General features: G+C 62.7%; 8 protein-coding genes. 2 read left to right on the plus strand and 6 right to left on the minus strand.

Annotation, left to right across the window (positions count from 1 at the left end; translation table 11 throughout):
• Positions 1-9 precede the first annotated feature (9 nt).
• Genes OC537_RS00745 through OC537_RS00755 form a run of 3 tightly spaced genes read right to left on the minus strand, consistent with a single transcriptional unit; the run spans position 10 to position 4,320 of the window.
• Complete coding sequence (locus OC537_RS00745; RefSeq protein ID WP_262108483.1) at positions 10-816, minus strand: phosphoadenylyl-sulfate reductase; 807 nt, start codon at positions 814-816, stop codon at positions 10-12.
• A complete protein-coding gene (gene cysI, locus OC537_RS00750) occupies positions 806-2,530 on the minus strand; it encodes an assimilatory sulfite reductase (NADPH) hemoprotein subunit (protein WP_262108485.1) in 1,725 nt (574 codons plus the stop codon). Before cysI ends, OC537_RS00745 begins: the two co-directional genes overlap by 11 nt.
• A complete protein-coding gene (locus tag OC537_RS00755) occupies positions 2,530-4,320 on the minus strand; it encodes an assimilatory sulfite reductase (NADPH) flavoprotein subunit (protein ID WP_262110536.1) in 1,791 nt (596 codons plus the stop codon). Before OC537_RS00755 ends, cysI begins: the two co-directional genes overlap by 1 nt.
• Positions 4,321-4,505: 185 nt before the next feature.
• On the opposite strand from OC537_RS00755, the gene OC537_RS00760 reads away from it, so the two are divergent.
• Positions 4,506-5,306: a PhzF family phenazine biosynthesis protein gene (locus tag OC537_RS00760; protein WP_410050451.1), complete on the plus strand. Its 801-nt coding sequence runs from the start codon at positions 4,506-4,508 to the stop codon at positions 5,304-5,306.
• Between the two features lie 114 nt (positions 5,307-5,420).
• Here OC537_RS00760 and lysS read toward each other — a convergent pair whose 3' ends face one another.
• Entirely contained in the window at positions 5,421-6,959 is a 1,539-nt protein-coding gene (gene lysS, locus OC537_RS00765; RefSeq protein WP_262108487.1) for a lysine--tRNA ligase, read from the minus strand.
• A gap of 20 nt (positions 6,960-6,979) precedes the next feature.
• Positions 6,980-8,078, minus strand: a protein-coding gene (gene prfB, locus OC537_RS00770; protein WP_106887661.1) for a peptide chain release factor 2 whose coding sequence is annotated in 2 segments (ribosomal slippage) — positions 6,980-8,002 and positions 8,004-8,078 — 1,098 coding nt in all. Because the reading frame shifts where the segments join, the coding sequence is not laid out codon by codon here.
• 255 nt (positions 8,079-8,333) lie between these two features.
• Between prfB and OC537_RS00775 the strand changes: the two genes are divergently transcribed.
• On the plus strand, positions 8,334-10,205 hold the full coding sequence (locus tag OC537_RS00775) for a methyl-accepting chemotaxis protein (protein ID WP_262108491.1): 1,872 nt from the start codon (positions 8,334-8,336) through the stop codon (positions 10,203-10,205).
• A gap of 232 nt (positions 10,206-10,437) precedes the next feature.
• On the opposite strand, the gene gltS is transcribed toward OC537_RS00775, so the two are convergent.
• The gene (gene gltS / locus OC537_RS00780; protein WP_025325999.1) at positions 10,438-11,637 is read right to left on the minus strand and encodes a sodium/glutamate symporter; all 1,200 of its coding nucleotides are present in this window, start codon (positions 11,635-11,637) and stop codon (positions 10,438-10,440) included.
• Positions 11,638-12,046 lie beyond the last annotated feature (409 nt).

A 12,046-nucleotide genomic window follows, 5' to 3' on the forward strand; every position in this document is an offset into this window, starting at 1 on the left:
GTACCAGGCTCAGATGCCGGAGCCGTCGTGCTCGCCACTCTCCTCGTGCAGGCCGCACTCGCGCTTGAGGCCGAAGAAGCGGGTCTGCTCCTCGCTCATGCCCGGCTCCCACTTGGTGGTGGTGTGCACATCGCCCACCGAGAGGTAGCCCTGCTCCCACAGGGGGTGGTAGGGCAGATCGTGCTCCTTGAAGTAGTAGAAGACGTCCTTGTTGCTCCAGTCGATCACCGGCAGGAACTTGAATCGGCCGCGCTGTATGGCCAGCACCGGCAGCTTGCCGCGGCTGCCCGCCTGCTCCCGGCGCAGGCCGGAGAACCAGGTGCGGGCGCCGAGCTCGCTCAGGGCGCGGTCCATGGGCTCCACCTTGTTGAGCTGGTTGTAGCGGGTGATCCCCTCCACCCCCTGCTCCCACAAGAGGCCGAAGCGGGCCTCCTGCCAGGCCGGGCTGAGCTCGGCCCGGTAGATCTTCAGGTTGAGGCTGAGGCGCTCGGCCAGCTGGTCGATGAAGTGGTAGGTCTCGGGGAAGAGATAACCGGTATCGGTCAGCACCACGGGCACATCGCTCCGCTCGCGGCTCACCAGGTGCAGCATCAGTGCCGCCTGGATGCCGAAGCTCGACGACAGCACGTGTTCCCCCGGCAGATTCACCAGCGCCCAGCGCACCCGCTCGGAGGCGCTCATGGCGTCCAGCTCCCGGTTGAGGGGGGCCAGCGCCTCGCTCTGCTCCTCCCGGCCGAGGGCCAGCAGGGCGTCGAGGTCGAGCCGCCCGTTGGTGGTGCGCGCCAGCCGCTCGCTATCAGTCAGTTCAGGCTGCATAGAAGTCCCTCGCGGAGTCGATGACGGGGGCCACTACCCCTGCGCGGATCACGAAGTCGCCGAAGCATTCGTTCGGGCTGCGCTCCTTGGCCCAGCGGCCGATCAGGGCGTCTAGCTCGGCCAGGATCTGCGGCTCCGTGATGTTCTCCTGATAGAGGCGCGGGATCCGGGTCCCCTCCAGGTTGCCCCCCAGGTGCAGGTTGTAGCGGCCGGGGGCCTTGCCCACCAGACCCACTTCCGCCAGCATGGCGCGGCCGCAGCCGTTGGGGCAGCCGGTGACCCGGAAGATGATGGCGTCATTCGCCAGCTCGTGCTTGGCCAGCAGACCTTCGATGTCGGTGACAAAGGCGGGCAGCATACGCTCGGCCTCGGCCATCGCCAGCGGGCAGGTGGGCAGGGCCACACAGGCCATGGACTGCTTGCGTTGCTCGCTCACGCCGTCATCCAGCAGACCGTATTGGCGCGCCAGGGCTTCGATGCGGGCCTTCTCGCCGGCGGGCACCCCTGCGATGATGAGGTTCTGGTTGGCGGTGAGGCGAAAATCCCCCTGATGCACTTTGGCGATCTCCAGCATGCCGGTTTTGAGCGGCTTGCCCGGAAAGTCCAGCAGGCGGCCATTCTCGATAAACAGGGTGAGGTGATGCTTGCCGTCGATCCCCTCGACCCAACCAAAGCGATCCCCACGGCTGGTGAACTCGTAGGGGCGACTCTCGGCGAAGGGGATGCCCGCGCGGCTCTCCACCTCGGCCTTAAAGGCCTCCACCCCCACGCGTTCAAGAGTGTACTTGGTCTTGGCGTTCTTGCGGTTGACCCTGTTGCCCCAGTCGCGCTGGGTGCTGACCACTGCGGCGGCCACCTCCAGCACGTGGGAGAGCGGGATGAAGCCGAAATCGCTCGCCTTGCGCGGATAGGTGCTGGTGTCGCCGTGGGTCATGGCCAGACCCCCGCCCACCAGTACGTTGAAGCCCACCAGCTTGCCGCCATCTGCGATGGCCACGAAGTTGAGATCGTTGGCGTGGATGTCCACGTCGTTGTGGGGCGGGATCACCACTGTGGTCTTGAATTTGCGCGGCAGGTAGTTAGAACCCAGGATCGGCTCCTCGTCACCCCCCAGCTTCTCGCCATCCAGCCAGATCTCCACGTAGGCGCGGGTCTTGGGCAGCAGGTGCTCGGAGATCTTCTTGGCCCACTCGTAGGCCTCCTGGTGCAGCTCGGACTCCACCGGGTTGCTGGTGCAGAGCACGTTGCGGTTCACGTCGCCCGCGGTGGCGATGGAGTCGATGCCGGTGCTGTTGAGGGTCTGGTGCATCAGCTTGATGTCGCGCTTCAATACACCGTGGAACTGGAAGGTCTGGCGGGTGGTCAGGCGGATGCTGCCGTAGAGGCTGTGCTCCTCGGCGAACTTGTCGATCACCTGCCACTGGGCCGGGGTGATGATGCCGCCCGGCAGGCGGGCGCGCAGCATGACGTTGTGCAGGGGCTCCAGCTTCTGGGCGGTGCGCTCGGGGCGGATGTCTCTGTCATCCTGCTGATACATGCCGTGGAAGCGGATCAGCTGGAAGTTGTCGCCGTTGAAGCCACCGGTGAGGGGATCCTGCAGATCCTGCTCTATGGTGCCGCGCAGGAAGTTGCTCTCGCGTTTGAGGCGTTCGTTGTCGGACAGTGGCCCTTCAACCGGTCCTGCTGCTTGTTTCGAGATTGGTTGCTTGCTCATCAGTAGACATCCCTTTGATAACGTTTGGCACGACGCAATTCGCTCAAATACTCTTCTGCTTCTTCACGGCTCTTGTGGCCATGATCGCTGATCACATCCAGCAGGGCCTCCTGCACATCCTTCGCCATGTGGTTGGCGTCGCCGCACACATAGAAGTGAGCACCTGCTTCCAGCCACTGGTAGAGCTCAAGCCCCGCTTCGCGCAGGCGGTCCTGCACATAGATCTTGTTGGCCTGATCCCGGCTGAAAGCCAGGGAGATCTTCGACAGCAGGCCGGATTTCACATAACGCTGCCACTCCACCTGATAGAGGAAGTCCTGGGTGAAGTGAGGGTTGCCGAAGATGAGCCAGTTCTTGCCCTCGGCCCCTTGTGCCTCACGCTCCTGCATAAAGGCGCGGAAGGGGGCTATGCCGGTGCCCGGACCCACCATGATGACGGGGGTATCGGGATTGGCCGGCAGGCGGAAGTTGTCGTTGTGCTCCACGAACACCCTGACCTCGGCGTCCTCGGCCAGACGGTCCGCCAGATAGGAGGAGGCGCCGCCAGATCGCACTGTGCCATCTTCCTGGGGATAGCGCACCACGCCGACTGTCAGGTGTACCTCTTCCTCCACTTCGCTCTGGGCGGAGGCGATGGAGTAGAGGCGCGGGGTCAGCGGGCGCAGCAGTTTGACAAGCTGATCCGCGCTCAGGGAGGAGGGGAAGCGCTTGAGCACATCCACCACCTGGGCGCTGGCCACCAGGGCGTTGACCTGGGCCTTGTCGCCGGCCAGATCCTTGAGCGCCGCATTGTCCGAGATCTCGGCCAACCCGGTGATAAAGCCGCCGTGCAAGCGGGTCAGCTCGAAGTGGCGGGTCAGGGCCGCGCGCAGGGGGCCCTGTGCGGTGGTTTCATCGCCGGAGAGGCCGCTCAGGGCGAGCACTTCGCCCACCAGATCGGCGTCATTGTCGAACCAGATGCCCAAGGCATCCCCCGGCTGATAAGTGATGCCGGACTCTTCCAGGTTGATCTCGATGTGGCGGATGTCCTTGGTGGAGTCGCGGCCGGTGATCTTCTGATTGACCGAGAGCTTGGCCGGGAAGGGGTTCTCCTTGTGATACTGGCTGTGGCCGACGGCTTGCTGCACCGAACCCGCTACGCTGGCGGTCGCGGCCCCTGCGGACAGGGTAGCGGCGACGGCATTGACTGCCTGCTCGCCCCAGGCCTTGGCCGCGTCCTGATAATCCACGTCGAGGCTCGCGAGTTCATGAATGCGCTCGGCACCCGCTTTTGACAGGAAGTCGTCGAAGTCCTTGCCGGTCTGGCAGAAGAATTCGTAGGAGCTGTCACCCAGCCCCAGTACGGCGAACTTGAGACCTTCGAGTTTGCCTATCTTGCCTTTTTTAAGCTGCTCGAACAGATCCACCGCGCTCTCCGGCGGCTCCCCCTCCCCGTAAGTGCTAACGATCACCAGCAGATGGCTCTCTTTCTTGAGCTGCTTGGGTTTGTAGTCCGCCATCGAGGTCAGGGTCACCGGCAGGCCGTGGGCCTTCGCCTGAGCCTGGATGGCGCTGGCGACACCCTTGGCGTTGCCGGTCTGGGAGCCGTAGAGAATGGTCAGGCTGCCACCGGGGGCGGCCACGGCGGCGCTGGTGGCGACGCTCTGGACGCCTGACTGGGAGAGGCCGTAGAGATAACCGCTCACCCAGGCGAGTTGCTGGGTATTGAGGGTCGACAAGACCTGATTCAGCTGGCGCTGCTGCTCGTCAGAGAGCGGGCTTATGGTGGGTATTGGGGCTGTCAATTGCATCACACATGTCTTCCATGGTCTGATTTTTGGTCAGGTTAAGGGGTGCAATGAATAACAACAAAGAATAAAAATATCTTCTTTATGCGATTTATGAATTTATAAAGCCGAAATCCGCCTCAGCGGCTCCCCGGCTGTGGTATAAAAATCGCAATATTGAGTCCCCTTCCGCCTCTCAGGATCTGCCGATGTCCAGACTGTTCCATGTCAATGCCTTCAGCCAGCACCCCTTCGGGGGCAACCCCGCCATAGTCGTATTGGGCCCCGAACGCAGCGATGCCGAGCTGCAGGCCATGGCGGCGGAGTTCAACCTGTCGGAGACCGCCTTCCTCAGTCCCCTGGGGGAGGCGCACTATCGGTTGCGCTGGTTTACCCCGACGGTCGAAGTGGATCTCTGCGGTCACGGCACTCTGGCCGCCGCCCATGTGCTGTGGCAGACCGGGGCTGTGGCCCGCTCCCAGGTGCTGCGCTTCGAGACCCGCAGCGGCCTGCTGGAGGCCAGCGCCGAGGGGGAGTGGATCCGGCTCGACTTTCCGCGCATCCCCCTTGCTCCGCTGATATTGGATCCCGCCTATTCCGAGGCCCTCGGCTGCACGCCGCTGCAGACCCTGGCCGCCGGCGCCAAGTTCCTGCTGGTGCTGGGCAGCGAGCAGGAGGTGCAGAGGCTCAAGCCGGACTTCCACGCCCTGGGGGCCCTGCCCGGTCGTGGCCTGATGGTGACTGCGCCCTCCAGCCGGGGAGGCGATGACTTCGTCTCCCGCTACTTCGCCCCCTGGGTCGGGGTGGAGGAGGATCCTGTCACCGGCTCCAACCACTGCGCCCTGGTGCCCTACTGGGCCGAGCGACTCGGCAAGACGCAGTTGCGGGCGCGCCAGATCTCGGCACGGGGCGGGGAGCTGGTGCTCGAGTTGCAGGGGGATAGGGTGTGGATGTCGGGTCAGGCGCTGACCCTGTGGCAGGGGGAGTGGCTGCTGCCGCCCGCCCCATAAGCCGCCAGCCGGGTGTGCCGGTTCGCCAGCTTTGGTTTTCGCCATAAAAAACGCCCCGCAGTTGCGGGGCGTTTTCAGTGCCATCGGGCATCAGGCCAGGCCTGAGGCGATCGCTTATTTCTGTTGCGGACGCAGGGCCGGGAACAGGATGACGTCGCGGATGGTGTGGCTGTTGGTGAACAGCATCACCAGACGGTCGATGCCAATGCCCTGACCGGCAGTGGGCGGCAGGCCGTGTTCCAGCGCGGTGACGAAGTCGGCGTCGTAGAACATGGCTTCGTCGTCGCCCGCTTCTTTCTGGTTCACCTGATCCTGGAAGCGCTTGGCCTGATCTTCCGCATCGTTCAGCTCGGAGAAGCCGTTGGCCAGCTCGCGGCCGCCGATGAAGAACTCGAAGCGATCGGTCACGTCCGGGTTCTTGTCGTTGCGGCGAGCCAGCGGGGAGACGGCAGCCGGGTACTCGGTGATGAAGGTGGGTTGCAGCAGCATGTGCTCAACTGTCTCTTCGAAGATGGCGGTGATCACGTGGCCCAGCTCCCAGCCCTTCATCAGCTCGATGTGCAGACGCTTGGCGACGGCCTTGGCGCTCTCCAGGGTGGCCAGATCGTCCTGGGTCACATCCGGGTTGAACTTGAGGATGGACTCGACCATGGTGAGGCGCTGGAACGGTTGACCGAAATCGATGGTCAGGCCCTCTTCGCCCTCTTTGGCGTAACGGATCTGGGTGTCACCCAGGATGTCCTGGGCCAGGGTGCGCAGCAGCTCCTCGGTCAGGTCCATCAGATCGATGTAGTCGGCATAGGCCATGTAGAACTCGATCATGGTGAACTCGGGGTTGTGACGCACCGAGATCCCTTCGTTACGGAAGTTGCGGTTGATCTCGTAGACGCGCTCGAAACCACCGACCACCAGACGCTTCAGATAGAGCTCGGGGGCGATACGCAGATACATGTCGATGTCCAGCGCATTGTGGTGGGTGACGAAGGGACGCGCGGAGGCACCACCCGGGATGACCTGCATCATGGGGGTTTCCACTTCCATGAAGCGCTTCTCGTTGAAGAACTTGCGGATGCCGGCAACCACCTGGGTGCGGATCATGAAGGTCTTGCGGGACTCTTCGTTGGCGATCAGATCCAGGTAGCGCTGACGGCAGCGGGCTTCCTGATCGGTCAGGCCTTTGTGCTTCTCGGGCAGCGGACGCAGTGCCTTGGTCAGCAGGCGGATTTCGCCCACATGGACGGAGAGCTCGCCGGTGTTGGTGCGGAACAGGGTCCCTTCCACGCCGACTATGTCCCCCAGATCCCACTTCTTGAACTGCTCGTTGTAGAAGCCTTCCGGCAGGTCGTCACGGGTCACGTAGATCTGGATCTTGCCAGCCATGTCCTGCAGGGTCGCGAAGGAAGCCTTGCCCATGATCCGGCGGGTCATGATACGACCGGCAATCTTCACCCGTTTATTCAAGGCCACCAGCTCGTCGGCGCTCTTGTCGCCAAACTCGGCGTGCAGATCGCCGGACAGGCTGTCACGACGGAAGTCGTTGGGGAAAGGGTTGCCCTGGGCGCGCAAGGCGGCCAGCTTGGAGCGACGCTCAGTCATCTCGTTGTTCAGTTCGAGAGTCTGGTCGACTTCCGGAGTAGTGGTTTGTTCAGACATGGTGATTCCTGCTGCTCTGTTTACAGGCCTGATTTCAGGCTGGCTTCGATAAACTTGTCCAAGTCGCCGTCGAGTACCGATTGGGTATTGCGGGTCTCGACGCCGGTGCGCAGATCCTTGATACGGGAGTCATCCAGTACGTAGGAGCGGATCTGGCTGCCCCAGCCGATGTCGGACTTGGTCTCTTCGAGGGCTTGCTTCTCAGCGTTCTGCTTCTGAATTTCCAGCTCGTAGAGCTTGGCCTTCAGCTGCTTCATACACTGATCTTTGTTCTTGTGCTGGGAACGGTCGTTCTGGCACTGCACCACCACCCCGGTGGGGACGTGGGTGATACGCACCGCGGACTCGGTCCGGTTGACGTGCTGACCACCGGCACCGGAGGCGCGGTAGACGTCGATGCGCAGATCCGCCGGGTTGATGTCGATCTCGATGTCGTCATCGATCTCGGGGTAGACGAACACCGAGCAGAACGAGGTATGACGACGGCCACCCGAGTCGAACGGTGACTTGCGGACCAGGCGGTGCACGCCGGTCTCGGTGCGCAGCCAGCCGAAGGCATACTCGCCGGTGAACTTGACGGTGGCGGACTTGATGCCGGCCACGTCGCCGTCAGACAGCTCGATCAGCTCCGGCTTGTAGCCGTGGGCATCGCCCCAGCGCAGGTACATGCGCAGCACCATGTTGGCCCAGTCCTGAGCCTCGGTGCCGCCGGAACCGGACTGGATGTCGATGTAGCAGTCGGAGCCATCGTGCTGACCGGAGAACATGCGACGGAATTCGAGATCCACCAGCTTGGCTTCCAGCTGATCGGCTTCGGCCACGGCCTCGTTGAAGGTCTCCTCGTCTTCGCCTTCGACCGCCAGGCTGACCAGCATCTCGACGTCCTCAGCACCTTGTGTCAAGACGTCTATGGTGTTGACCACGTTGTCCAGCGACACGCGCTCTTTACCCAGCGCCTGTGCGCGCTCCGGCTCATTCCAGACATCCGGCTGTTCCAGCTCGGCATTGACCTCTTCTAGACGCTCTTTCTTGGCGTCATAGTCAAAGGTACCCCCTAAGCAGCTCGGTCCTCTCAGACAGCTCCTTAAGCTTGTTTAATACAGGATTGACTTCAAACATCGTGAAAACTCTCGGGGTCGATGTGATTTAAAAACGGGATATTCTAGCCAATTGCGGAAGGAATAAACAGGGTTGGCTCGCCCTGGCCGCCTTCTGTCACCGATTTCGGAGGCTATTTTGTGCTTTCTTGCAGAAAATATCGCCAGCCTCACCATTCTCCGCTTCAGTTCTGTACGCTTTGGCCGCTAACAACAACATGGAGTGCCGCGCACTTTTCGAGTAATCCTGTTCCTGACCCCACAAGAAGAAAGCACGATGAAAAACCTATCACTCAAGCAGAAGATACTGTTGTCTGTGGTGATCGCCCTCTCCCTGGTGATCCTGCTGCTCTCCTGGCAGAGCTACAGCAGCCAGAAGTCCCTGTTGCTGCAAGGCAGTCAGGAACAGGTGCAGCGCCTCGGCAGCCAGCAGGCCGCCAGCGTCAGTGACTGGCTCGCCGCCCGTCGCGATGTCATCCAGGCGCTGGGCAACAAGGCCGGCCCCGACCCCCTCAACGCCCTGCAACAGGCGCAAGTGTCCGGCCGTTTCCAGCTCACCTATTTCGGTGAGGGCAGTGGCAAGATGAACGACTCTGACCCTTCCATCAACCGTGACGGCTATGATCCCCGCTCCCGTGGCTGGTATCAGGAAGCCATGGCCAAGGGCGGCATGATAGTGACCAAACCCTACCTCGACGTGGCCTACAACGTCATGGTGGTGACCCTGGCCCAACCGGCCCAGGGCGGCGTGGTCGGCGGCGATCTCTCCATCGCCTCCCTGGTGGAGGATGTCACCAAGATGGCCCTGCCGGCGGACGGTGTCGCCATCCTGATGCACAAGGACGGCACCGTCATTGCCTATAAAGATGCGGCCAAGGCGATGAAGCCTGGCAGCGAGATCGACAACGATCTCTCCAACGCCCTGATCGAGCAGAGCAAGAGCAGCAACAGCCTGCTCCCCGTCTATTTTGACAACGAAGGCCGCGACAAGCTGCTGTGGGCGACGGATATCCCGAACACCGACTGGGAACTGGTGCTGGTGCTGGACAAGGCGACCCTGGAGGCGCCGCTCTCCTCCTTGCTGATGACCCAGCTTGGCCTGGCCCTGCTGGTGCTGGTGGGCAGCATCATCGCCATCTCCTGGCTGGTCAGCCTGCTGCTGGGCCCGCTTGGCAAGGTTTCCCAGGCCCTGGCCCGCATCGCCGACGGTAACGGCGATCTGACCCAGCGCATCAAGATCGATGCCAATGACGAGGTGGGCCAGCTGGCCAACAGCTTCAACCGTTTTGTCGGCAGCCAGCACCAGCTGATCGGCAATATCCGCCAGCTCGCCAACGAGCTGAATGCCGATGCGGAGCGCAGCCTGGTGACCAACCAGGCCGCGGTGGAAGAGCTGCAGCGTCAACAGCAGGAGGTGACCATGGTCGCCACCGCGGTCACCGAGATGGCGAGCGCCACCATGGAGATCGCCGGCAACGCCGAGAACACAGCCGCCGCCGCCCAGCAATCTGCCCAGAGCAGCGAGCAGGGCAAGATGCTGGTGAACCAGACTCGTCAGTCCATCAACAACCTGGCCGAGGAAGTGGGTCAGGCCACCGGCGTCATCGGCGAGCTGAGCCGCCACGCCCAGGCCATCTCCGGCATCCTCTCCACCATTCAGGGCATCGCCGAGCAGACCAACCTGCTGGCGCTGAACGCGGCCATCGAAGCGGCCCGTGCCGGTGAGCAGGGTCGCGGTTTCGCCGTGGTGGCGGATGAGGTGCGGGTGCTGTCGCGCCGTACCCAGGACTCCACTCAGGAGATCCAGTCCACCATAGAGACCCTGCAGCAGACCACAGCCCGTGCGGTCAGCCTGATGCAGACCAGCCAGGGGCTGGCGGACAACAGCGTCAAGGACGCCGATGCCGCGGCCGCCGCGCTGGAAGAGATCACCCAGGCCGTCTCCCTCATCTCCGACATGGCGGGTCAGATCGCCACCGCCGCCGAGGAGCAGACCCAGGTGACTGGCGAGATCACCCAGAACACCACCGCCATCAAGGATGTGAGCGACGAGATCACCGCCGCCGCCATGCGCGACCTTGATCAGGCGCACCACCTCAAGGGACGTGCCACCAATCTGAACCAGCAGGTATCGACATTTATCCTGTAAGAAAGGGCCTGGAAGCGGCGCCACTGCGGCGCCCGATGTAAAAAGCCCCGCACTGGAGTGCGGGGCTTTTTGTTGTCCGTCATCCGGTCAAGGCAGTGATACGCCCTGGCTGGCTGTCGCAAGGCTGAATCCCGGGATGCTCTGGCCTTCCTGGGAACCAAGGGGGCGGGAGAACGCCAGCAAAGAGCCCACCAAAAGGTGGGCTCTTTCATATGGGGTCTGGCGTCCGGGCTTACAGGAAGGGCAGGGCCAGGAACAGCTTGATCACCACGGCGTTGATGATGTCGATGAAGAAGGCGCCCACCATGGGTACCACCAGGAACGCCAGATGGGACGGGCCGAAGCGCTGGGTGATGGCCTGCATGTTGGCGATGGCGGTGGGGGTGGCCCCCAGACCGAAGCCGCAGTGGCCCGCCGCCAGCACGGCCGCGTCATAGTTGCTGCCCATGACCCTGAAGGTGACGAAGATGGCGTAGAGCGCCATCGCCACCGTCTGGGCGGCCAGCAGGATGAAGATGGGCAGGGCCAGGCTGGCGAGATCCCACAGCTTCAGGCTCATCAGCGCCATGGCGAGGAAGAGCGACAGGCTGACGTTGCCGAGCAGGGAGACCTCCCGATCGCTCACTTCATGCCAGTTGAGCAGGGTCAGCAGGTTGCGCAGCAGCACGCCGACGAAGAGCACGCAGACGAAGACGGGGAGCTCCAGGGCGCTGCCCTTGAGGTAGAGGGAGAACATCTCGCCCCCCTTGAGGCTGATGGCGATCAGCGCCAGGGTCTCGATCAGGCTGAAGGTGGTGAGCGGCCGCTCCATGTCCGGCATCTCGAAGCCCTGGGGGGCGCCGTCACGGTTGTGCTCCTCGCCGGGCACCTGCACCTTCTTCACCAGGTAGCGGGCGACAGGCCCGCCGATCAGTCCCCCCAGCACCAGGCCGAAGGTGGCGCAGGCGATGGCGAGCTCGGCGGCAGATTGCACGCCGTACTTCTCGGTGAAGATGGAGCCCCAGGCCGCGCCTGTGCCGTGGCCGCCGGAGAGGGTGATGGAGCCGGCCAGCAGTCCCATGTGCGGGTCCAGACCCAGCAGGGTGGCCAGACCGACCCCCAGGCTGTTTTGCACCAGCAGCAGGCCGGTGACCACCAGCAGGAAGGTGATCACCGCCTTGCCGCCGCGCTTGAGGCTGCCCAGATCGGCGGAGAGACCGATGGAGGCGAAGAAGGCCAGCATCAGCGGGGTTTGCAGTGTGGTGTCAAATTGCAGTTCAAGCTGCATGGTGGAGCGCAGCAGCAGCAGCACCAGGGCGACCACCAGGCCGCCTGCCACCGGTTTGGGAATGTTGAAGGTACGCAGGGGGCCAATCCGGTTGACTAGCAGACGGCCGAGCAGCAGCACCAGGGTGGCGGCGACCAGGGTGGCGTAGGAATCAAGTTGTATCATGCGGTACTCCCATGTTGATCGGCTGTGTCTTTGGCGAGAAAGACTCACAGATTCAGCCGGGATAAAAACAGAGTGGCGCAGGCGCCAGTTCAAGAGGGGGCCACAGCCCCAGTCCCAGGCAAAAATGGGATCGATGCGAGCCCGATTGCATCAGGCATCCAGATGACATTTATGAAAAATCCGCCGGATACTAGCAAAAAACACCGTTTATATCCATGTTCATCATATTAATGCTCAAAACCGTGCATTAACCTGGCATTTAACACTATGCCCTGAGGGGGCTCCGGCCCGCAACAATGCTGCTGTCATTTGCAGCGGCAGTCTCTATAATTCGCCAGTTTCCCGCCCATGAGCGGAACCGGAATAGGAAGTGAAGGAACCGGTTGAACCTTGAATTGTCCGCCGGTTG

Origin of the sequence: Aeromonas sp. Marseille-Q5825 (assembly GCF_946892685.1) — a bacterium.
Taxonomy (GTDB): Bacteria; Pseudomonadota; Gammaproteobacteria; order Enterobacterales; family Aeromonadaceae; genus Aeromonas; species Aeromonas rivipollensis.